Raw genomic sequence first — 21,125 nt, forward strand, 5'->3', positions numbered from 1 at the left:
CGCCCGCGGGCGGGCCGTCCGCGCGGGCGATCGTCGCGGTGTGCGCGGTGTCGGCGGTCGCGGCCGTCCTGCTCGGCGTCACCGCCTTCGTCGTCGCGGACGGCGCACCCGACCGGCGGGCGGACGCCGCGGGCGCCCGGCCCACGGCCACGACCCCGGACGCGGCGTCTCCGTCCACGCCGCCGTCCACGCCGCCGTCCACGACGCCCCCGTCCACCGCGGCGTCCCCGGCCGGGCCGGCCATGCGCAAGATCGTCTACACGTTGTCGGGAACCCTGCCGAAGGCCCAGGTGCAGGTCTTCCACCCGGACGGCGGCGCGTCGACCCGGACCGTGAAGCTGCCGTGGCGCGGGACGTACGAGGTCGAGGACTTCGTCATCCTCGGCGTCGGCGGCAACACCGGCGTGCGGTCCGGGACGATCCGCTGCAGCATCAGCGTCGACGGCGAAGTGGTGCAGCGGCGCTCCTCCGAAGGGCAGTTCGCCAACGTGAGCTGCCAGTACCAGGAGCCCGTGGGCTGACCGGCGCCGGTCACCCGATGCCCGTCGCCGGCAGCGACACCCAGCCGCGGGTGAACGGCGACATGATCCGTTCCGCGTTGTCCAGGTCCACGCCGACGCGGGGGTGCGCCCCGAGCAGCTCCTCCAGCGCCACGCGGGCCTGCAGTTTCGCCAGGTGCGAGCCGATGCAGAAGTGGGCGCCGCTGGAGAAGCCCAGGTGGCGGTGGATCGTCCGGGTGACGTCGAGCCGGTCCGCGGACGGCCCGAACTCCCGCTCGTCCCGGTTCGCCGACCCGAACAGCATCATCACCTTCGCGCCCTCCGGGATCTCCGTGCCGTGCAGCGTCACGGGCCGCGTCGTCGTCCGGCCGAGGGCCTGCACGGAGCCCTCGAGGCGCAGGAACTCCAGCAGCGCGCCCGGGATCAGCGACGGGTCCGCCGCGAGCCGCTCCCGCTGCGCGTGGTCGCCGTCCAGCAGCGCCACCCCGTGCGAGATCAGGTTCGCGGTCGTGTCGGTGCCGCCCGCGACCATCACGAAGCAGAAGCCCAGGACGTCCCAGTCCGTCAGCCGCCCGCCGTCCACCTCGGCGGCCGTCAGCGCGCCGATCAGGTCGTCGGACGGCTCCGCGCGGCGGGCCGCGATCACGTCGCCGAAGTACGCGAACATCTCCGCGACCGCGTCCACCGCGTCCCCGGCCATCGACGCCGGCGCGAACCCGTCGTCCTGCAGCGTCGTCAACGCCCGCACCCACGGGCCGAACCGGGCCCGGTCCGCCTCCGGGACGCCCAGCAGGTGCGCGAGCGCGAACGCGGGGAGCGGCGAGGAGAAGTCGCGGTGCAGGTCCGGGGTCCCGCCGTCGGCGGCCGTGCGTTCCATGTCCGCGATGCGCGCCCGGACGAACTCCCGGAGCGTCCCCTCCAGCGCGGCCGTCCGCCGCGGCGTGAACCCGTGCCCCACCAGCCGCCGCAGCGCCGTGTGCCGCGGCGGGTCGAGCATCACGAGCGTCGGCGCCAGGCCGAGCGCGCCGATCTCGTCCGGGTGGAACGTGAGGCCCTGCGCGGACGAGAACGTCGCCGGGTCCCGCGTCGCCGCCCACACGTCGGCGAACCGCGAGAGCGTCCAGAACGGGGGATCGTCGTGCCGGTGGACGGGCTCGTCGTCGCGCAGCCGCCGGTACGCCGGATAGGGGTCGGCCTGGAACGCCGCATCGAACGGGTCGTAGACGTCCGCCATCGCGGCCTCCCAGAGTTGTAACGACCGCCGTTATTAACGCCCCCTGTTAGTATCATCCGCGTGCCGAGAGACGCAAGGGCCACCCGCGACCGCCTGCTGCGCGCCGGCGCCCGCCGCTTCGCCGCCGACGGCATCGACGCCGCCCGCACCCGCGACATCGTCGCCCTCGCCGGCCAAGGCAACGACTCCGCGATCACCTACCACTTCGGCTCCCGCGCCGGACTCCTCGAAGCGATCCTGCGCGCCGGCGTCCACCGCATGGACCCCGCCCGCGCCACCGACCTCGACCCCGCCGACCTCCCCCGCATCGTCGCCGCCATCGTCGAACCCACCGCCGCCGAACTCCGCACCGACCACGGCCGCGACTTCCTGCGCATCATCGCCCAGCTCGCCGGCCGCGCCGGCGTCCGCGACCACGACCTCCCCGCCCTCCTCCACGGAACCAACCTCGCCCGCCAGCTCACCCTCCTCGAAACCGCCTGCCGCACCGCCCTCCCCGAACCCGTCGCCCTCGAACGCATCGCCGGCGTCATCGGCTTCCTCACCACCGCCCTCGCCGACCGGGCCGTCCGCGGCGACGAAGGCTCCCTCCTCGGCCACGACGCCTTCGTCACCGACCTCACCGCCATGCTCACCGCCGCCCTGCAGGCCCCCGTTCACGCCCCCGCAACGCCGCGTCCCTAATCAATTTGCGCAACCCCCCGCCGCCCCATACAGTTAAGACATCAACGCGACGCGGGGTGGAGCAGTTCGGTAGCTCGCTGGGCTCATAACCCAGAGGTCGCAGGTTCAAATCCTGCCCCCGCTACGAATCGGGAATCCCCTGGTCGGTGCGCTTCGCGCACCTTCCAGGGGATTCTTCGCTTTTTACCGGGGGGGCGACCCCCCGAACCCCCGTGCCTCCGCCATCCCCCGCCCGCCCCTTTTGGGGCGGGCGGGCGGGGGTGGCTTTTCGGGTCAGTTTCTCGGGGTCGCCGCTTCGATCTTGTTCTTGAACTGCTCCACGTCGCGGACGCTGCCCCAGGAGGGCGGGAGGTCCGAGTGCTCCACCGTGATGCCGAACATCTCGTCGTCCCGCTCACCCTGCAGCCAGATCCCGTCCGTGTACGGCGCGTAGAGAGGCGCCGCGGCGGGAATCGCGGACGGGCGCCGCACCGCCGTCACCGGATCGGGCCGCCAGCCGGTGATGTCGTCCAGCACCGCCACGATCTCGGCCTTCGGGTTCAGCTCGGCCAGCCGGTTCGGCGTGACCGAACGGTTCTTGCGCATCGAGACGTAGACGCGGCCGCCGGTCACCTGCCGCGCATCGCCGTCGAGCACCCTGTCGACGTCGATCACGAAGGTCGCGTACGCGCCCTCTTCCCGCTCGTCGCGCGCCCGGTCGCCCTGCACGAGCCGGATCCCGTCCGTGACGTCGACGAGGGTGCCCGACACGATCAGGTCGGCCTTCCCGACGGCGTCCGCCGGCGAGGACAGCGGGGTGTAGTCGACGTGCCTGCCCTGCCCCGCGGCGCCCGCGAGACCGCGGGCCGACCCGCCGTTCGCGTCGGCGGTGGCGGCGGAGCAGCCCGCGGCCGTCACCGCGAGCGCCGTCGCCGCCAGCAGCGTCTTCAGTGCGAACTTCCTTCTCATTCGAGGTCTCCCATCGTGGCGACGCGGCGTCAGTACGTCTGGTTGATGTGGTACCGGTCGTGCGGATGGAACCTGCGCCACGTGACGTCGGTGTTGGGCACCTCACCGCTCATCATCGCGCAGTCGTGGGCGCCGGGAGAGTGGTGCCCGAGACCGACCGTGTGGCCGAGCTCGTGGACGGCGGTCTTGCGCCGGTCGTGCCAGTCGTTGCCGCCCTTGTCGAGCTCCGCGAAGTCGAGGCGGATGTCGGCGCTGTCGCACCGGTTGCCCGAGACCCAGGTCATGCACTGGGCCTCGCCGCGAACACCCGGCCCCAGGTCCCGCTTCCACCACCAGACGTCGGTGCCCGAGGCGCAGGACTCCCGCTTGGCGACCATGTCGGTCGGCTTTTCGAGCTGCTCGACCATCGCGTACTCGACGGCCTCCTTCTGCGAATGCCACCAGGGATTGCTCCCGGACGACTCGATGAAGCAGTAGGCGTGGGTGCGGCTGTCGGCCAGCCACGTCTCGGGGAACGGGGTCGCCTGCGCCGCTCCCGGGGTGAGGGCGAACGCCGTGGCGGCGGCGAGCGCCACCACGACCACGCGCCAGAGCCGGTCGGCGAGCCGCCGGGCGGCCGCCATGGGGGGTCTGTTGGCCATGTCCTGCCTCTCCGTGCCGATCAAGATCACGATTGATCAACAGAAACGGTGCGGAATGGACATCTGGTGTATGGCGTGTGAATAGCGGCGAAATCAGTTGGGTTGGCCGGACGGGTCCTGGGCTTTCCGCTCTCGGCGATCACTCGCGGGGGCTCTGCGCGACCGGTCCGGCCCCGGAGTCGGCCGCCCGGTCGAGCGGGCGTGCGCGTGCGGATAGCGTGAACGCATGCAGCGGAGTGTTCTGGCCGGTCTCGCGGACGTCGTCTGCGTGCTGGCGTTCGTGGTGATCGGGCGGGCCGAGCATGACGGGTCCGGCGGGCCGATCGGGTTCGCCACGACGCTCTGGCCGTTCCTCGCCGGCGGCGCGGCCGGGTGGGCGATCGGGCGCGTGTGGCGTCGGCCCGAGGCGATCGTGCCCGCCGGGGCGGTCGTGTGGGCGTCGACGGTCGCCGTCGGGATGCTGCTCCGGGTCGTGTCCGGGCAGGGGACGGCGCTCGCCTTCGTGATCGTGTCGCTGGTGTTCCTCGGGGTGACGATGCTCGGGTGGCGCGGGGTCGCGCTGCTGCGGGCGCGGAAGGTCGCCGCCGCGAAATGACCGGGCGGTCTTTTTGGTGATTCCGGCCGGTTGACGCGGACTGCCGGGCGCTGGTGAAGTTACCCACGAGTCACGTGGGTGACCGATCTGGTATGTCGAAAGGGACATGATGGCATCTGCGCTGCGCGACTGGCTGGACAAGCCGAACCCCGGACGCGGCGTTCACCTGGCGACCGACGACGGCGGGTGGGACTTCCGTGACTACGGCGCGCTGGCGACCGCCGCGCGGCGCACCGCCGGGGCGCTGATCGACGAGGGCGTCCGGCCCGGCGACGTGGTGTGCGTGATCCTGCCGACCGACTTCACCTGCGTCGAGACGTACTTCGGGGTGTGGGCCGCCGGGGCGACCGTGTGCCTGATCACCCCGCCGCTGTTCCAGGACGGCGACGACTACGTGGCGCACGTGGCGGCGATCCTGCGGCAGGCGCGCCCGGTGCTGGTGGTGGCGTCCGACGACCTCGCGGACTACGCGGGCCGGGCGATGGCGCAGGCCGGGATCGACGGGACGCCGTGGCGGCCCCGCCAGGGCGACGACGTCGCGGTGCAGCCCGCCGGGGAACTGGCGCTGCTGCAGTTCACGTCCGGGTCGAGCGGCTCGCCGCGCGGCGTGATGGTCACCTGGGAGAACCTGGAGGCCAACAGCGACCTGATCGCGCGGACGGCCGGGTTCGAGGACGACGACGTCGTCGCGTCCTGGCTGCCGCTGTACCACGACATGGGGCTCATCGGGACGTTCCTGACGCCGATCGCGCGGCAGGGGATGCTGCGGCTGATGCGGCCCGACCACTTCATCCGCGACCCCGCGCGGTGGATCCGCTGCTTCGCGGAGGCCGCCCACACGGCGGCGCCGCCGTTCGCGTACGCGTACTGCGCGCGGCGGGTCAAGCCGGAGCAGTTGGAGGGGCTCGACCTGTCCGGCTGGAAGATGGCGCTGATCGGCGCGGAGCCGATCGACCCGCACGCGCTCGAGGTGTTCGCGCGGCTCGTGGAGCCGTTCGGGTTCTCCCGGTCGGCGTTCCGGCCCGCGTACGGGATGGCCGAGACGACGCTGCTCGTCACGATGGACAACACCTGGCGCCCCCCGCTCGCGGTGCGGCCCGACCCGGACGCGCTGTCGTTCGGCGAGCCCGTCCGGATCCTGGAGCAGCATCCGCTCGGCCCGGAGTCGCTCGGCGCGAAGGCGGGGTGGATCGTCGGGTGCGGCACGCCGGAGGACGACGTCCCGGTGGCGATCGTGGACGACGCGGGCCGCGAGCTCGGCGAGGGCCTGCTCGGCGAGATCGTCGTCGGTGGCGCGTCGGCGTGCCCGGGGTACTACGCGGGCGCGGAGGCGAAGTCGACGCGGTTCATCGGCGGGCGCGTGTTCACCGGGGACGCCGGGTTCTTCCACGAGGGGCAGCTGTTCGTCCTCGGCCGGATGGGCGACAGCATCAAGGTCCGGGGCCGCTCGGTCTACGTCGAGGACCTCGAGGCGAAGATCGCGGAGAGCACCGGCCTCGGCAAGGGCCGCATCGTGGCGGTCGGCGTGCCCGGCGCGGGCCGCAAGGGCATCGCGCTGTTCGCCGAGACGCAGGACGAGACGTGGGCGCCGGACGTCCGGGAGATGCTGCGGCGCCGCCTCGGGGACGACGTGGAGGTGACGATCGTCGTCGGCGGCGGCCTGATCCAGCGCACGTCCAGCGGCAAACCGCGCCGCCGGTACATGCTCGAGCGCTTCCAGGCGGGCCTGATGGAAGGCGCGCGCGTCCTCGATTGATAAACGCGGCGCGAACGGACACCATGTCGTTGACGCTCTGAAAGGTCGACGATGCCGTCTGTGTCCGGAATGTTGCGCCGGTTGGGGTCCACCGCGCAGAACGCCCTGGAGGTCGCCCGCTTCGGCGGGTTCGACACCGATGAGGACGCCTCCCCGTGCGAGGTGGTGACCGAGCAGCGGGTGTACCGGCTGCGGCACTACTTCCCGGACGCCGGCGGCGGCCCGGCGGTGCTGCTCGTCCCGCCGCTGATGATCACCGCGGAGGTGTACGACGTCTCGTCGCGGTCCAGCGCGGTGGGCGTCCTGCGCAGGCTCGGCGCCGACCCGTGGGTCGTCGACTTCGGCGCACCGGAACGCGAGCCGGGCGGGCTGGAGCGGACGGTCACCGACCACGTCCTCGCGGTGAGCGACGCCGTCGACCGGGTCCGGGAGGCCACCGGACGGGACGTGCACCTGGCGGGGTACTCGCAGGGCGGCATGTTCGTCTACCAGGCGGCGGCGTACCGGCGCAGCGAGGGCGTCGCGTCGGTGATCACGTTCGGCAGCCCGGCCGATACGAGCGTCGGGCTGCCGTTCGGGGTGCCGAGCCGGGTCGCGGTCGAGGGCCTGGAGCGCGTCCCCGACTGGCTGCTGGGCGAGTTCGCCGTCCCCGGGTGGGTGACGCGGCTCGGGTTCCAGCTGCTCAGCCCGGTGAAGTCGGTGCGGTCGCGCGCGGAGTTCATCCTGCAGCTGCACGACCGGGAGCGGCTGGCGCCCCGGGAACGGCAGCGGCGGTTCCTGGAGCGGGAGGGCTGGGTGTCGTGGCCCGGGCCCGCCCTGGCGGAGTTCCTGCGGCAGTTCATCCAGCACAACCGGATGCTGACCGGCGGGTTCGTCATCGGGGACCGGCTCGTCACGCTCGCCGACATCACCTGCCCGGTCCTGACGTTCGTCGGGGAGGTCGACGAGATCGCCGCGCCCGCGATGGTGCGCGGCATCCGGCGGGCCGCGCCGCGCGCCCAGGTGTACGAGACGTCGCTGCGCGCGGGGCACTTCGGGCTGGTGGTCGGGACGGTCGCGACCGAGCAGACGTGGCCCGCCGTCGCCGCGTGGGCGCGGTGGCGCGACGGGACGGGCGGGCCGCCGGATACCGTCGTGCCCGTGACGGGCGACGAGGAGGTCCGCGCGCCGCGCCCGCCGGGCGGCCTCGCCGGATACGGGCTGCAGCTCGCGATGGGCGTCGGGTCGAGCGCGGCGACGTCGGCGGTGCGGGCGGTGTCGCGGGCGGCGAGCGGCACCCGGCAGCTCGCGGGGGAGGCGGCGCAGAACCTGCCGCGCCTCGCGCGGCTGGAGCGCATCCACTCCTCCACCCGCATGTCCATGGGCCTGCTGCTGGACGAGCAGGCGGCGCGGATGCCCGACGAGGTCTTCTTCGTCTACCAGGGACGCGCCCACACGCACGAGGCGGCGAAGCGGCGCGTCGACGCGGTGGTGCGCGGCCTGATCCACATCGGGGTGCGGCAGGGCGACGCGGTCGGCGTGCTGATGGGGACGCGGCCGTCGGCGCTCGCGCTCGTGGCGGCGCTGTCCCGGCTCGGCGCGGTCGCGGTGCTGCTGCGCCCGGACGGCGACCCGGCGGCGGAGGCGCGGCTCGGGAACGTCACCCGGGTGATCGCCGACCCGGAGCACGCGGCGCGGGCGGCGGACCTGGGCGTCCCCGCGCACCTGCTCGGCGGCGCCCGCGGCGAGGGACGCGACGTCCTGCCGGACATGGAGCGCATCGACGTCGACGCGTTGAAGCCGCCCGCCTGGTACCGGCCGAACCCCGGACGGGCCGGCGACCTCGCGTTCGTGGTGTTCAGCGGGGACGGCGAGCATCTGCGGGCCAGCCGGATCACGAACCGGCGGTGGGCGCTGTCGGCGTTCGGCACCGCCTCGTCGGCCGCGCTGTCGCCGTCCGACACCGTGTACAGCATCACCCCGATCCAGCATCCGTCGGCGCTGCTGATGAGCCTCGGCGGCGCCGTCGCGGGCGGCGCGCGGCTCGCGCTGGCGGGCGGCTACGACCCGGCGACGTTCTGGGACGAGGCGCGCCGGTACGGGGTGACGGTCGCGTCGTACACGTGGACGCTGCTGCGCGACCTCGTGAACGCGCCCCCGGACCCGGCCGAACGGCACCACGCCGTCCGGCTGTTCATCGGGTCGGGGATGCCGCGCGGCCTGTGGCGGCGGGTCGAGGAGCGGTTCGCGCCCGCGCGGGTGCTGGAGTTCTACGCGTCCACGGCGGGCGAGTCGGTGCTGGTGAACCTGAGCGGCAAGAAGCCGGGGTCGCTGGGCCGTCCGCTGCCGGGCAGCGCCGACGTGCGGCTCGCCCGCTACGACCTGGAGCGGGGCCGGCTCGCCGAGGGCCCGGACGGGCTCGCGGTCGAGTGCGAGCCCGACGAGATCGGGATGCTGCTGTCGCGGGTGCGCCCCGCGGCGCTCGGCGACGCCGCCCGCCCGGTGCGGGGCGTGTTCGAGCCGGACGACGCCTGGTCCATCACCGGGGACCTGTTCACCCGCGACGCCGACGGCGACTTCTGGCTCATGGGCCGGGACGCCGAGCTGATCCGGACGGCCGAGGGCATCGTCCCGCCGGGCCCGATCCGGGACGCGCTCGGCGACCTGCCCTACATCGACGCCGTCGCCGTCTACGGGATCCCCGTGGGCGACGCGGAGATCGTCGCGGCGGCCGTCCGGCTGCGCGACGGCGCCGACCTCAAACCCGTCGACCTGTCGGAGGCGCTGCTGCGGGTGGACCCGGGCCTGCGGCCCGCGCTGGTGCGGGTCGTCGACGAGATCCCGGTGACGGCGGGACGGCGCCTGCAGACCGGGCCGCTGCGGGACCAGGGCGTCCCGAAGGCGGGCGACGGGGCGTACGCGCGCGACCGCGGCGGCGGCTACCGGCCGCTGTCGGAGTACGCGCGCCGCCGGCTCCTCACGCCGCCCGGCAAGCCCCCCGGCAAGGGCGTCGCAGGTCACCCCGGATAAGTCTGGACTTACCGGCGTCCGCTGCGTTACAACGAAGCAACAGATAACGAAGCAACAGTTTCCGTCCCTTTGTTGCGCAACCCCCCGGAGGTGCCATGACGGGCGTCCTCGCGCCGCCGCCCCAGGGCAGCGACCTCAAACCGGTCCCGGGCGTGCCGGGCATCCCCTACATCGGCAACACGCTCGCCGTGATGCGGGACCCGATCGGGCAGGCGCGCAAGCGCTACGACGCGTACGGGCCGGTCGCCTGGGGCTGGCTCCTCGGGCAGCGCACCTGCACCGTGCAGGGGCCCGAGGCCGCGGAGGCCGTCCTGGTCAACCGGGACAAGGCCTTCGCGAACGGCCCCGCCTGGAGCTACTTCATCGGCCCGTTCTTCAACCGCGGCATCATGCTCCTGGACTTCGAGGAGCACCTGCACCACCGCCGCATCATGCAGCAGGCGTTCACCAAGGCCCGGCTGCGCGCCTACATGGACGCCATGGCGCCCGGCATCGTGAAGGGCCTCGACGCGTGGGAGCCGGGGCAGGGGTTCAAGGTCTACGACCACGTCAAGCAGCTCACGCTCGACCTCGCCGTCGACGTGTTCATGGGCGTCGAACTCGACCGCGCCGAACGAGACCGGGTCAACGGCGCGTTCATCGACGCCGTCCGCGCCGGAACGGCCTACGTGCGCTTCCCCGTCCCCGGCCTGCGCTGGCACAAGGGGCTGCGGGCCCGCAAGGTGCTCGAGGAGTTCTTCTACCGGCACCTGCCCGCCAAGCGCCGCGACGGCGGCGACGACCTGTTCGCCGCCCTCTGCCAGGCCGAGACCGACGACGGCCACCGCTTCACCGACGAGGACGTCGTCAACCACATGATCTTCGCGCTGATGGCGGCGCACGACACCACCACCATCACGCTGACCACGATGGCGTACCACCTGGCGAAGTACCCCGAGTGGCAGGAGCGGCTCCGCGACGAGTCCCTCGCCCTCGCGAAGCCGCAGCCCGATTACGAGGACCTCGACGCGTTCACCGGCATCGACATGGTGATGAAGGAGTCGCTGCGGATGGTCGCGCCCGTCCCGGCGCTGCCCCGCAAGGTCGTCAAGGACACCTCCATCCTCGGCTACCACGTCCCCGCCGGGACCGTCGTCGTGGTGCCGATGCTCAGCAACCACCACATGGCGCAGTGGTGGCCCGACCCGGAACGCTTCGACCCCGAGCGCTTCTCCCCGGAACGCCGCGAGGACAAGGTGCACAAGTACGCCTGGGCGCCGTTCGGCGGCGGCGCGCACAAGTGCATCGGGCTGCACTTCGCCGGTATGCAGGTGAAGACGATCCTGCACCAGGTTCTGCAGCGGTACCGGTGGAGCGTCCCGGCGCGGTACGAGTGGCCGCTCGACACCACGTCGCTGCCCTCGCCCAAGGACGGGCTGCCCGTCCGCCTCGACCGATCGGAGCAGCCGTGAGCAAGGTCATCGCGATCACCGGCGCGGCGCGCGGCATCGGCCTCGCCACCGCCCGCGCCGCCAAGGCGCGCGGCGGGACCGTCGTCATCGGCGACATCGACGAGGCGGCGGTGAAGGCGGCGGCGGACGACCTGGGGATCACCGGGCTCGTCGTGGACGTCACGTCCCGCGCGTCGTTCGCGGCGTTCGCCGACCGCGCCGAGGACGAGGCCGGGCCCCTCGACGTCCTGATCAACAACGCGGGGATCATGCCGATCGGGCCCGTCACGGGGGAGAGCGAGGCCGACGCCCGCCGCTGCATCGACATCAACGTGCACGGCGTGATGACCGGCACCAAGCTCGCCCTCGACCGGATGCTGCCGCGCGGACGCGGCCACGTGATCAACGTCGCGTCGCTGGCCGGGATCCTCTACACCCCGGGCCTCGCCCTCTACAACGCGAGCAAGGCCGCCGTCGTCGCGTTCACCGAGGCGACGCGGCTGGAGGTGCGGGACCGGGGCGTGCACGTGAGCGCGGTCCTGCCGTCCTTCACCAACACCGAGCTGGTCGCCGGGACGGCGAGCCCGGCCGGGATGCGCAACTGCGAGCCCGAGGAGATCGCCGCCGCGATCGTCGAGCTGATCGGACGGCCGCGCCCGCAGGTCGTCGTGCCGAAGAGGCTCGGGACGCAGACCCGGCTGGGCGCGCTGCTCCCGGACCGGGTCCGGCGGGCGGTGGCCCGCCGCTACGGGCTCGACCGGATCTTCCTGGAGTACGACCCGGCCGCCCGGAAGGGCTACGACGCCCGCATCCGCTCCGGGACCTGAGCCCCGCCCCGCCGCGGGCCCCGCTGCGGGCCCCGCCGCGCCCTCCGCGCCTCCCGGAAGGCGCGGCGGGCCTGCGGCAGGTACCGGACGGACTCCGGCAGCAGCGGCCACACGGCGTTCCCCCGCCGGACGAGCGCGGCGAACCGCCGGTGGCGGCGCTCGTCCGCCGCGCTCCACGGCAGGCCGAGCAGCTCCCGTGTGCGGGGCGGCAGGCCGCCGACCGTGATGAACCGGGCGACCGCGTTCAGCGGCGGCGACACCGCGCGCCACACCGGCGCCGGGACCCGCGGCGGCGCCGGCAGCCCCTTGGTCACGTAGCCGACGCCGTACCTGGCGGTCTTGTGCGCGACGAGCTCCTCGTCGAGCATCCGGCGCCAGTACCGGCGGAAACCGTCCCAGTCGTCCGGCATGGCCCGGTCGCTGACCCCGTACATCCGGAACCAGACCTTCGACTCCGCGTAGATCCGGCGCTTCTCCGCGTCCGACAGCGGGCGGACGAACGTCTCGACGCCGTAGATCATGTTGTCGAGGAAGGTGGCGTGCGCCCAGTAGTACGTCTCCGGGTCGAGCGCGTGGTAGCGCGAGCCGTCCGGCATCGTCCCCTTGATGTCGCGGTGGTAGTCGCGGACCGTCCGCCCGGTCGCGGCGGCGCGCTCCCCGCCGTAGACGGTGTCGAGGATCGGTCCGGCGGACCGCCGGAGCCGCGCGAACGTCTCGGTGAAGAACACCGAGTGGTCGAGGACGCCCTGGCCGAGCGCGGGCAGCATGTTCTGCAGGACGGCCGCGCGCGGGCCGACGAGCAGCATGCGGGTGTCGCCGAAGTAGCGCCAGGTGAGCGAGCCGGGGCCGAGCGGGCCGGGGGCCGGGTCCGTCATGAGCACCGCCTGGGAGGACGCGGAGGAACAGAATGACGAAGATTGTAGCTTTGTTGCCCGGCGGTGGTCCGCGGCGGGTCCGGGACGCGGCTAGGGTGCGGGCATGACGACGGATGCGACCCGCGGGAACGCGGAGGGCGGCCTGCTCGCCCGGCTGTCGTCGCCCGAGCCGGGCGGCGCCGACGACCTGGACGGCCGGATCCTGGACGCCGCGCTCACCGAGTTCGAGACCTACGGGCTCCGCCGCGTCAGCGTCGAGGACGTCGCCCGGCGCGCGGGCGTCGCGCGCACCACCATCTACCGCCGGTTCGCCAACAAGGACCGGCTGCTGCAGGCGGTCATCCTGCGGGAGGTGCGCCGCTTCCTCACCGCGATCGCCCGCGCCACCGAGGGCCTCGCGACGCCCGAGGACGCCGTCGTCGAGGGGTTCGTCGCGGGCCTGCAGGGCGCCCGGCGGCACCCGCTGATGCGGCGCGTCCTGGAGAGCGAACCCGAGACCCTGCTGCCGCAGCTCGGCATGAACGGCGGCGCGGTGCTGGTCGCGGCCCGCGACGTCCTCGCCGACCGGCTGCGCCGCGCCCGCCCGGCGGACGCGGCCGACCACGACGCGGTCGCCGAGGTCCTGGTGCGGCTCGCCGCCTCGCTGCTGCTCGTCCCCGGCGGCGGGCTGCCGCTGGAGGAGGACGCCGAGATCCGCGCCTTCGCCCGCGACTACCTCACCCGCATGCTCCGCCGGTGAGGAGCCGCCGTGAGGGGCGGCCGATAGGGGGTCGCAGGTCAGGGTGCCGTCCCTTAGTCTTCGGTTGTTCGAATTTCGTTCTAGAACCGGAGGCGCGAAGATGGAGCCGGTCGTCGGCACGCAGCACGGCAGGGTCCGCGGCATCACCAGGGACGGCGTCACCGCCTTCCTCGGCGTCCCGTACGCGGCGCCCCCGTTCGGCCCGAACCGCTTCCAGGCCCCGCGACCGCCCGAGCCGTGGGACGGCGTCCGCGACGCGACCGCGTACGGCCCGACGGCACCGAAGCCCGGCTACTCGGGCCCGTTCAAGACCCTCCTCCCCGACCCGGACATCCCGGGTGAGGACTGCCTGAACCTCAACGTCTGGACCCCCGCTCCGGGAGGCGCCGGCGGGCAGGGGCTGCCGGTGATGGTGTGGATCCACGGCGGCGCGTTCGCGAACGGGTCCGGCGCCGTCCCCACCTACAACGGGCACAACTTCGCGCGGGACGGCGTCGTCTGCGTGACGATCAACTACCGGCTCGGCGTCGAAGGCTTCGCGAACCTGCCGGGCGCCCCGCTCAACCGCGGCCTGCGCGACCAGATCGCCGCGCTCGAATGGGTCCGCGACAACATCGCCGCGTTCGGCGGCGACCCCGCCCGCGTCACGGTGTTCGGCGAGTCGGCGGGCGCGATGAGCGTCACCACCCTGCTCTCCCTCGACCTCGGCCTGTTCCACCGCGCGATCGCGCAGAGCGGCGCCGGGCAGATCGCCCAGGACCCGGACGACGCGCTGCTCGTCGCCAAGGAGATCGCGGCCCGCCTCGGCGTCGAGCCGACCGCCGAGGGGTTCGCCGCGCTCGACCCGGCCGCGATCCTCCCCGTGCAGGCCGCCGTGTCCGGCGAGGTGTCCGCGATGCCCGACCCCGGCCGCTGGGGCGCCACCACCGCCGCGGGCGGCATGGCGCTCACCCCGATCCTGGACGGCGAGCTGATCACCCGCCGGCCCGAGGACGCCATCGCGGCGGGCGCCGGGAGCGGCGTCGACCTGCTCACCGGCTACACCGCCGAAGAGTTCCGGCTGTTCCTCATGCCGACCGGCGTCGCCGCCGTCCTCACCGACGAGCTGATCGGCGCCGCCACCGCCGGGATGGGCGTGCCGCCCGCGGTCGCCGCCGCCTACCGGGAACGGCATCCCGAGCTCACCGCGGGCGAGGTGATGGCGACGATCGTCACCGACAGCCTGTTCCGGGTCCCCGCGCACCGGACCGCCGCGGGGCACGCCGCCCGCGGCGGGCGGACCTGGATGTACGAGTTCGGCTGGCGGTCGCCGAACCACGACCTCGGCGCCTGCCACGCGCTCGAACTCGGCTTCGTGTTCGACAACCTCCTGCCCGACTCGGAGCTGGCCGGGCCGAACCCGCCGCAGGCCCTCGCCGACGCCATGCACCGCGCGTGGGTGCGGTTCGCGGCGGACGGCGACCCCGGCTGGGACCGGTTCGACGCCGGCGCCCGCGCCGTCCGGGTCTTCGACGGCGCGGCCGACGCGACCGTCCGCGACCCGCGGGGCGCCGACCGCGAACTCTGGGACTGACGCCCGTCCGCCCCGTACCGGCCGGGAGACGCCTCCCGGCCGGTACGGGTCAGCCGTTCAGCCGCTTGCGGCTCTGCGCCCGGACCCTCTTGCGCTGGGACGGGTCGAGCATCAGGTACCCCGCGAGCGGCGCGGCGATCACGCCGAGAATGATCAGCGCGGTCACCCACCACGGGAAGACGAACAGGGTGAGGAAGCCGACGGCGACACCGCCGATGATGATCTTGGTCTGGGTCGACATGCCTACCTCCGATGTGGCCGCCCTATCAGGGACAACGGCCGTGCGCCGACCGTCGTTCCACGATATGTCGCGAGTCGCCCAGAAGAAAGTGCCCGGACGGGGCCCGGACGCGCCCTCAGGCGCGCCCCTCAGGCGCGCCCCTCAGACGTGCCCCTCAGACGTGCCCCTCGAACGCGCCCCTCAGATGCGCAGGGAGAGCTGGCCGCCGCCGAGCGTGCGCAGGACGTCCGCGTGCAGCTTCCCGTTCGTGCAGACGACGCTGCCGCCGTCCGGCCCGGGCACCCCGGTCAGGTCGGTGAACATCCCGCCTGCCTCCTCGACGATCACCTGCAGCGCCGCGAGGTCCCAGAGCGACACCTCCGGCTCCGCCGACACGTCGACGGCGCCCTCGGCGACCATCATGTGCGACCAGAAGTCGCCGAACGCCCGCGTCCGCCACACCTCGCGCGTCAGGTCCAGGAACCGGGCGAGCCGCCCCGACTCCTCCCAGCCGCTCAGGCTCGAGAACGACAGCGACGCGTCCGACAGCTCCCCGACCTGCGACACGCTGATCGGGGTCGCGCGGTTCAGGTTCCGGCCGGTGAACGCGCCGCCGCCCCGCGCCGCCCACCAGCGCCGGTGCAGCGCGGGCGCGGACACGACCCCGACGACCACCTCGTCGTTCTCCATCAGCGCGATCAGCGTCGCCCACACCGGCACGCCCCGCACGAAGTTCTTCGTCGCGTCGATCGGGTCGATGATCCAGCAGCGGTTCCCGCCGCCGGTCCGCCCGTACTCCTCGCCGAGGATCGCGTCCCGCGGCCGGGACCGGCCGAGCGTGGCGCGCAACTGCTCCTCCACGCCGCGGTCGGCGTCGCTCACCGGCGTCAGGTCCGGCTTGGTCTCGACGTCGAGATCGAGCGCCCGGAAGCGCTTGGTCGTGATGTCATCGGCCTGGTCCGCGAGCACGTGCGCGAAACGCAGGTCATCGGAATAGCCCGCCACGGCGTGCCACGCTACCGCGACCGGCGGGCGTCCCGACACACCCGGTGCCGCCCGCGATGGCCCCCTTTCCGCTTTTCGTGCCGCCCGTCGGCGTGACGGCCCGCCCGGAAGGCCCGTCCGGTGGCAGCATGGGCGCATGTCCCACGACCTGCCCGGCTGGGTGGCCGAACTGACCGACCCTCGCCGGGCGCAGACCCTGGACGAGCTCGCCGACCGGCTCGTCCCCCTCGCCGAACACGCCATCGACGTCTCCCGCAGGCTCCAGGCGCAGCTGAACGAGCTGAACGACCCGTTCAAGCGGGAGGCGCTCTACGGCCGCGTCGAGCGGCTGAAGGCCCGCGCGGGCGAGGCCCTCGAGGAGATCACCGGGGAGATCGCCAAGTCGGGGGAGCGGCACATCGAGCGCCTCTGGGCGGACCGGGCCGGACGGCCGGGCGGCGCCGCCGGGGGCGGCGCGGCGGACGCCGCGCGCGAGCGCGAACTGCGGCGGCTGCTCGACCGCGACGTCGTCCCGGTCCTGTCCGAACGGCAGCGGGAGGTCGCCGAACGCGTCGCCGAGCGGACGTCCCGGGTGCTGGAGCAGGCGACGCAGACGCTCCTCACCCGCGTGGAGGAGCTGGCGAAGGCCGTCACCGGCCTCGTCCACGACGTGCTGCCGCTCGCCCGCGAGGGCCTCGAGCTCGCCGGCCGGGTCTCCGCCCTGTCGGGCTCCGCCCGCCGCGCGGGCCGCGGCCCGGTCCCCGCCGACCTGGCCCGCTCCGCCGCCGAGGTGACGCGCGCGTTCGACGAGGCCGTCGCCCGCCTCGAACTCGAGTGGGCCGCGCTCGGCGCCCGCTCCGCGACCGTCCGGGCGGCGCTGCGCGGCGCGGAGGAGAGCGCGTTCAGCCACGTGACTGAGGAGATGACCCGCTGCGTCGAGGACCTCGCGCCCGAGCACGTCAAGGCGCTGAACGAGGCCGAGGAGCGCGCCCGCGCCCTTTTCGGCGGGTCCGCGAACGGGTAGCGGCCGTCACTCGGCGCGAAGCGTCTTCAGGAAGGTCTCGTAGTACGGGACCGTCTGGCCCCACGAATCTGCGCGGGTGACCAGGACGGTCTGATAGACGGCGCCGTTGAAACGGAAGACACGCGCGCGGCAGCGTCCCGCGACGCCCTCCCGTGTGAACGTGAACTCCAGCTCCGCCGCGTCGCCCCCCTGGTAGTCGAAGCCGCGGCGGAAGTCCACCTGCCGATAGTCCCGATAGGACGTGTCGTTCTCGAACCGCCCGGCCGCGTCGGCCATGGAACCGCCCAGGTCGGCCGCGTTCTCGGCGATCCGCTGGATCGCGATGCCGCGCCTGCCGCCCTGCGCCGGGTCGCTGAACGTGACGTCGTCACCGGACGCCTCCGCCTTCCACCCCTTCGGCACCGCGACGGTGAACCCCGGCCCCCGGTACGGCTCGTAACCGGCGGGGACGGCGACGTTCGGCGACCCCGTGGAACCGTTCCCGGATGCCGTCGCCGCCGACGAGCCCGCCTGCCCCGGACGACCGTTCTTCTCACCGCTCTGCGTCAGGAAGACGGCGGCCGAGAGCACCCCGGCGGCCAGCAGGACCGCGAACACCCCGAGCGGGAGGATCACCGCCCACCGCGGGCCGTGCCGTTCCCCGTCCGTCCGGACACCGCCGGGCGGGACGGTGCCGGGCGGGACGGTGCCGGGCGGGACGGTGCCGGGCGGGACGGTGCCGGGCGGCGGGGACGTCGGCGTCCCGCCCGGGAGGCCCGCGCCGGGGTCGACGGTCAGGTGCGGCGGGGGAGGGGGGACGGGCGCCGGGGAGTCCGGCGGCGCGAACGGCGCCGGTGTCCCGGCGGCCGCCCGCCGGAGCAGGCGCTCGGCCTCGTCGTGCCCGGCGCGCTCGCCCGGCTCGGCGCGCAGCAGGCCGTGCAGGACGGGCGCGAGCGCCCCGGCCCGCCGCGGCGGATCGGGCTCGTCCGCCAGCAGCGCCCCCATCACGCCCCACACGTCCGGGCGCTGGTACGGCGACCGGCCCTCGACGGCCGCGTAGAGCGTCGCGCCGAGCGACCACAGGTCCGACGCCGGGGACGCCCGCTGCCTGCGGGCCTGCTCGGGCGCCAGGTACGCCGGGGAACCGATGATCGCGCCGGTCTGGGTGATCGTCTCGTCGCCCGCGACCGTGGCGATGCCGAAGTCGGTCAGCACGGCCCGGTCCGGCGGCAGCAGCACGTTGCCCGGCTTCACGTCGCGGTGCACGACCCCGGCCGCGTGCGCCGTCCGCAGCGCGTCGAGGAGATCGAGGCCGAGCGCGGCGACCCGCTCGGGCGGCAGCGGCCCCTCCTCCTTGATGATCGCTGCGAGCGACCTCGCCCGGACGAGCTGCATGACGATCCAGGGACGCCCGTCCTCCTCCACCACGTCGTACACGGTGACGATCCCCGGATGGTCGAGCCGCGCCGCCGACCGGGCCTCCCGGAACGTCCGCGTGTACACCCGGCCGATCTGCTCGTCGTCCAGGCCCGCGGGCGGCGTGACCTCCTTGATCGCGACCTCGCGGTCCAGGACGCGGTCGCGGGCCCGCCACACCGCGCCCATTCCGCCGCGGCCGAGCAGCTCCACCGGCTCGTAACGGTCAGCGATCACATGGGGCATGGAAGGGACGATACCGACGCCCCGGACGCTCCCGGACGGTCACTCCGGTTCGCCCTCGCGGCTGGCGAGCAGCCGGCGCAGCGACTCCAGGCGCGCCCGGCCCGCGTGCCCCTCGGCGACCCAGCCGTCCAGCCCGCAGTCGTCCTGGAAGTGGTCGCACTGCGGCGGGCAGCGCTCGGCCGCGCCCTCCGCGAGGTCCTCGAACGCGTCGATGACGTTCGCCGGGTCGACGTGCGCGAGGCCGAAGCTCCGCACGCCCGGGGTGTCGATGATCCAGCCGTCCCCGCCGGGCAGCGCCAGCGCGATCGCCGACGACGACGTGTGCCGGCCCCGCCCGGTGACCGCGTTGACGTCCCCGACCGCCCGCTCGGCGTCCGGGACCAGCGCGTTCACCAGCGTCGACTTCCCGACCCCCGAGTGCCCGACCAGCACGCTCGTCCGCCCGGACAGGTGCGCGCGCAGCTCGCTCAGGTCGCCGTCGTCGCCCCCGGCCAGCCGCGTCGCCACGCACGGGAAGCCCAGCGGGGCGTACTCGGCGATCAGGCCGGAGGGGTCGGCGAGGTCGGCCTTGGTCAGGCACAGCAGCGGCTCCATGCCCGCGTCGTAGGCCGCGACGAGCTGCCGGTCGATCATCCGGGGGCGCGGCTCGGGGTCGGCCAGCGCCGTCACGATGACCAGCCGGTCGGCGTTGGCGACGACGATCCGCTCGAACGGGTCGGTGTCGTCGGCCGTCCGGCGCAGCGCCGACGCCCGCGGCTCCACCCGGACGATCCGGGCGAGCGTGTCCGGGTCGCCCGACACGTCCCCGACCAGCGCCACCCGGTCGCCCACGACCACGCCCTTGCGGCCGAGCTCGCGGGCCCGCATCGCGGTGACGGCCCGCTCGTCGCCGGTGCCGGGATCGGCCAGGCACCGGTAGCGGCCCCGGTCCACCGCCAGCACCAGCGCCGGGGTGGCGTCCTCGTGCGCCGGGCGGCGCCGCGTGCGCGGCCGCGACCCGCGCCGCCCGGGCCGCACCCGGACGTCGTCCTCGTCGTATTCGCGTCGTCGTGCCAGCGTCCCGCCCTCTCGTCCTCAGCCGGACGTCCGCAGCGACGCCCACAGCCCGGTGAAGTCCGGCATCGTCTTGCCGACCGTGCCCGGATTCTCCACTTCGACGCCCGGGACGGCCAGCCCCAGCACCGCCGCGGCCATCACCATCCGGTGGTCGTCGTAGGTGCGGAACACGCCGCCGTGCAGCGGCCGCGGCCGGATCTCCAGCCCGTCCGGCAGCTCCCGGGCGTCGCCGCCCAGCCGGTTCAGCTCGGCGACCAGCGCCGCCAGCCGGTCCGTCTCGTGCCCCCGCAGGTGCGCGATGCCGGTCAGCCGCGACGGCGACCCGGCCAGCGCCGCGAGCGCCGCCAGGACGGGCGTCAGCTCGCCGACCTCGTGCAGATCGGCCTCCAGCCCCGCGTACTCCCCGGCGCCCGGGCCCCGCACCGTCAGCCCGTCCGGGCCGAGCGACACCTCGGCGCCCATGTCCGCGAGGAGCCCGCGCAGCGCGTCGCCCGGCTGCGTCGTCGCGCCCGGCCAGTCCGGGACGGTCACGCGACCGCCCGCGACCAGCGCCGCGCCGAGGAACTGCGCCGCGTTCGACAGGTCGGGCTCGATGACCCACTCGCCGCCGCGCAGCGGGCCCGGCGCCACCCGCCACAGGTTCTCGCCGGTCTCCACCGTCGCGCCCGCCGCGCGCAGCATCTGCACGGTCATCGCCAGGTGCGGCGCCGACGGCACCGGGGGCCCCTCGTGCCGCACCTCCACGCCCTTGCCGAACCGGGGCGCCGCCAGCAGCAGCCCCGACACCAGCTGCGACGACCCGGACGCGTCGATCGTCACCGCACCGCCCGCCACCGCGCCCGTCCCGCGGACCGTGAACGGCAGCGCCCCGCGCCCGCCGTCGTCGATCTCCGCGCCGAGCGCCCGCAGCGCCTCGACGATCGGGCCCATCGGCCGCTCCCGGGCCCGCGGTTCGCCGTCGATCGCCACCTCGCCGCGCGCGAGCGCCGCCACCGGCGGCAGGAACCGCATCACCGTGCCCGCGAGGCCCACGTCCACCCGCGCCGGGCCCGCCAGCTCGCCCGGAAGGATCTGCCAGTCGTCCCCGTCCTCGCCGACGCCGACGCCCAGCGCGCGCAGCGCGTCCGCCATCAGCTCGGTGTCGCGGCTGTGGAGGGGGCGGTGGACGCACACCGGCCCGTCGGCCAGCGCGGCCAGGATCAGCGCCCGGTTGGTCATCGACTTCGACCCGGGCAACGCCACCGTGGCGTCCACGGGCCCATCGGCGACCGGCGCGACCCAATGCGGAGAGGAAGAGGCCATACCGCGAGTTTATTGCGTCGCCGCATCGCTCCGGGGCGCCGATGGGCCCGCTCCGCTCCGCTCGGGTCGCGGCCGGGCGGGGGCGCC

19 protein-coding genes and 1 tRNA gene are annotated in these 21,125 nt (G+C 74.3%); 11 read left to right on the top strand and 9 right to left on the bottom strand.

The genetic code is table 11. The features are described 5' to 3' along the window. A partial coding sequence (locus tag ACFQ11_RS10290) for a hypothetical protein (RefSeq protein WP_378297780.1) occupies window positions 1-521 on the top strand: 521 nt, incomplete at its 5' end. Window positions 522-531: 10 nt separating this feature from the next. On the opposite strand, the gene ACFQ11_RS10295 is transcribed toward ACFQ11_RS10290, so the two are convergent. Next, window positions 532-1,734: a cytochrome P450 gene (locus ACFQ11_RS10295; RefSeq protein ID WP_378297781.1), complete on the bottom strand. Its 1,203-nt coding sequence runs from the start codon at window positions 1,732-1,734 to the stop codon at window positions 532-534. Window positions 1,735-1,794: 60 nt separating this feature from the next. Between ACFQ11_RS10295 and ACFQ11_RS10300 the strand changes: the two genes are divergently transcribed. Then, entirely contained in the window at window positions 1,795-2,418 is a 624-nt protein-coding gene (locus ACFQ11_RS10300) for a TetR/AcrR family transcriptional regulator (protein WP_378297782.1), read from the top strand. Between the two features lie 50 nt (window positions 2,419-2,468). Beyond that, a tRNA-Met gene (locus ACFQ11_RS10305) sits at window positions 2,469-2,542 on the top strand. Window positions 2,543-2,691: 149 nt separating this feature from the next. Here the strand turns inward: ACFQ11_RS10305 and ACFQ11_RS10310 are convergent. After that, window positions 2,692-3,366, bottom strand: coding sequence for a hypothetical protein (locus ACFQ11_RS10310; protein WP_378297783.1), 675 nt, complete (start codon window positions 3,364-3,366; stop codon window positions 2,692-2,694). Window positions 3,367-3,395: 29 nt separating this feature from the next. Continuing rightward, window positions 3,396-4,007 carry a hypothetical protein gene (locus tag ACFQ11_RS10315; RefSeq protein ID WP_378297784.1) on the bottom strand — a complete coding sequence of 204 codons (612 nt, stop codon included), beginning with the start codon at window positions 4,005-4,007 and terminating at the stop codon, window positions 3,396-3,398. 226 nt (window positions 4,008-4,233) lie between these two features. On the opposite strand from ACFQ11_RS10315, the gene ACFQ11_RS10320 reads away from it, so the two are divergent. From ACFQ11_RS10320 to ACFQ11_RS10340, 5 genes are all read left to right on the top strand, one after another. After that, window positions 4,234-4,602, top strand: a complete 369-nt coding sequence (locus ACFQ11_RS10320; protein WP_378297785.1) for a DUF3054 domain-containing protein — start codon at window positions 4,234-4,236, stop codon at window positions 4,600-4,602. Window positions 4,603-4,711: 109 nt separating this feature from the next. Continuing rightward, window positions 4,712-6,358, top strand: a complete 1,647-nt coding sequence (locus tag ACFQ11_RS10325; RefSeq protein ID WP_378297786.1) for an AMP-binding protein — start codon at window positions 4,712-4,714, stop codon at window positions 6,356-6,358. Between the two features lie 60 nt (window positions 6,359-6,418). Then, window positions 6,419-9,367, top strand: a complete 2,949-nt coding sequence (locus ACFQ11_RS10330; protein WP_378297787.1) for an AMP-binding protein — start codon at window positions 6,419-6,421, stop codon at window positions 9,365-9,367. Window positions 9,368-9,462: 95 nt separating this feature from the next. Further along, on the top strand, window positions 9,463-10,818 hold the full coding sequence (locus ACFQ11_RS10335) for a cytochrome P450 (RefSeq protein ID WP_378297788.1): 1,356 nt from the start codon (window positions 9,463-9,465) through the stop codon (window positions 10,816-10,818). Next, a complete protein-coding gene (locus ACFQ11_RS10340) occupies window positions 10,815-11,624 on the top strand; it encodes an SDR family oxidoreductase (RefSeq protein WP_378297789.1) in 810 nt (269 codons plus the stop codon). The genes ACFQ11_RS10335 and ACFQ11_RS10340 overlap by 4 nt, the downstream gene beginning before the upstream one ends. Here the strand turns inward: ACFQ11_RS10340 and ACFQ11_RS10345 are convergent. Then, complete coding sequence (locus ACFQ11_RS10345; protein ID WP_378297790.1) at window positions 11,594-12,499, bottom strand: oxygenase MpaB family protein; 906 nt, start codon at window positions 12,497-12,499, stop codon at window positions 11,594-11,596. The genes ACFQ11_RS10340 and ACFQ11_RS10345 overlap by 31 nt on opposite strands. Before the next feature lie 103 nt (window positions 12,500-12,602). Here ACFQ11_RS10345 and ACFQ11_RS10350 point away from each other — a divergent pair, with 103 nt between their 5' ends. Further along, a complete protein-coding gene (locus tag ACFQ11_RS10350; RefSeq protein WP_378297791.1) occupies window positions 12,603-13,238 on the top strand; it encodes a TetR/AcrR family transcriptional regulator in 636 nt (211 codons plus the stop codon). A gap of 100 nt (window positions 13,239-13,338) precedes the next feature. Continuing rightward, window positions 13,339-14,811, top strand: a complete 1,473-nt coding sequence (locus ACFQ11_RS10355; RefSeq protein WP_378297792.1) for a carboxylesterase/lipase family protein — start codon at window positions 13,339-13,341, stop codon at window positions 14,809-14,811. A 49-nt stretch (window positions 14,812-14,860) separates the two neighbouring features. Here the strand turns inward: ACFQ11_RS10355 and ACFQ11_RS10360 are convergent, their stop codons facing one another. Together ACFQ11_RS10360 and hisN are read right to left on the bottom strand one after the other, a co-directional pair. Then, complete coding sequence (locus ACFQ11_RS10360; RefSeq protein WP_378297793.1) at window positions 14,861-15,052, bottom strand: hypothetical protein; 192 nt, start codon at window positions 15,050-15,052, stop codon at window positions 14,861-14,863. Window positions 15,053-15,232: 180 nt separating this feature from the next. Next, the gene (gene hisN / locus ACFQ11_RS10365; protein ID WP_378297794.1) at window positions 15,233-16,036 is read right to left on the bottom strand and encodes a histidinol-phosphatase; all 804 of its coding nucleotides are present in this window, start codon (window positions 16,034-16,036) and stop codon (window positions 15,233-15,235) included. 136 nt (window positions 16,037-16,172) lie between these two features. On the opposite strand from hisN, the gene ACFQ11_RS10370 reads away from it, so the two are divergent. Next, on the top strand, window positions 16,173-17,039 hold the full coding sequence (locus ACFQ11_RS10370; RefSeq protein ID WP_378297795.1) for a hypothetical protein: 867 nt from the start codon (window positions 16,173-16,175) through the stop codon (window positions 17,037-17,039). A 6-nt stretch (window positions 17,040-17,045) separates the two neighbouring features. Here ACFQ11_RS10370 and ACFQ11_RS10375 read toward each other — a convergent pair whose 3' ends face one another. The 3 genes from ACFQ11_RS10375 to aroA are packed head-to-tail and all read right to left on the bottom strand — an operon-like array spanning window position 17,046 to window position 21,038. After that, on the bottom strand, window positions 17,046-18,680 hold the full coding sequence (locus tag ACFQ11_RS10375; protein WP_378297796.1) for a serine/threonine-protein kinase: 1,635 nt from the start codon (window positions 18,678-18,680) through the stop codon (window positions 17,046-17,048). 39 nt (window positions 18,681-18,719) lie between these two features. Next, window positions 18,720-19,697: a ribosome small subunit-dependent GTPase A gene (rsgA, locus tag ACFQ11_RS10380; RefSeq protein ID WP_378297797.1), complete on the bottom strand. Its 978-nt coding sequence runs from the start codon at window positions 19,695-19,697 to the stop codon at window positions 18,720-18,722. A gap of 57 nt (window positions 19,698-19,754) precedes the next feature. Then, window positions 19,755-21,038 (bottom strand): 3-phosphoshikimate 1-carboxyvinyltransferase, encoded by a 1,284-nt coding sequence (aroA, locus tag ACFQ11_RS10385; RefSeq protein ID WP_378297798.1) that lies wholly within the window; start codon window positions 21,036-21,038, stop codon window positions 19,755-19,757. Window positions 21,039-21,125 lie beyond the last annotated feature (87 nt).

Source organism: Actinomadura sediminis (assembly GCF_042675525.1).
Lineage (GTDB): Bacteria > Actinomycetota > Actinomycetes > Streptosporangiales > Streptosporangiaceae > Spirillospora > Spirillospora sediminis.

Bases quoted from the DNA above. Each gene is read 5' to 3' on its own strand.
- ACFQ11_RS10295 (WP_378297781.1), bottom strand. From the start codon at position 1,734: ATGGCGGACGTCTACGACCCGTTCGATGCGGCGTTCCAGGCCGACCCC.
- ACFQ11_RS10320 (WP_378297785.1), top strand. From the start codon at position 4,234: ATGCAGCGGAGTGTTCTGGCCGGTCTCGCGGACGTCGTCTGCGTGCTG.
- ACFQ11_RS10315 (WP_378297784.1), bottom strand. From the start codon at position 4,007: ATGGCCAACAGACCCCCCATGGCGGCCGCCCGGCGGCTCGCCGACCGG.
- aroA (WP_378297798.1), bottom strand. From the start codon at position 21,038: ATGGCCTCTTCCTCTCCGCATTGGGTCGCGCCGGTCGCCGATGGGCCC.
- ACFQ11_RS10355 (WP_378297792.1), top strand. From the start codon at position 13,339: ATGGAGCCGGTCGTCGGCACGCAGCACGGCAGGGTCCGCGGCATCACC.
- ACFQ11_RS10350 (WP_378297791.1), top strand. From the start codon at position 12,603: ATGACGACGGATGCGACCCGCGGGAACGCGGAGGGCGGCCTGCTCGCC.
- ACFQ11_RS10375 (WP_378297796.1), bottom strand. From the start codon at position 18,680: ATGCCCCATGTGATCGCTGACCGTTACGAGCCGGTGGAGCTGCTCGGC.
- ACFQ11_RS10310 (WP_378297783.1), bottom strand. From the start codon at position 3,366: ATGAGAAGGAAGTTCGCACTGAAGACGCTGCTGGCGGCGACGGCGCTC.
- ACFQ11_RS10335 (WP_378297788.1), top strand. From the start codon at position 9,463: ATGACGGGCGTCCTCGCGCCGCCGCCCCAGGGCAGCGACCTCAAACCG.
- ACFQ11_RS10360 (WP_378297793.1), bottom strand. From the start codon at position 15,052: ATGTCGACCCAGACCAAGATCATCATCGGCGGTGTCGCCGTCGGCTTC.
- ACFQ11_RS10345 (WP_378297790.1), bottom strand. From the start codon at position 12,499: ATGACGGACCCGGCCCCCGGCCCGCTCGGCCCCGGCTCGCTCACCTGG.
- ACFQ11_RS10370 (WP_378297795.1), top strand. From the start codon at position 16,173: ATGTCCCACGACCTGCCCGGCTGGGTGGCCGAACTGACCGACCCTCGC.
- ACFQ11_RS10325 (WP_378297786.1), top strand. From the start codon at position 4,712: ATGGCATCTGCGCTGCGCGACTGGCTGGACAAGCCGAACCCCGGACGC.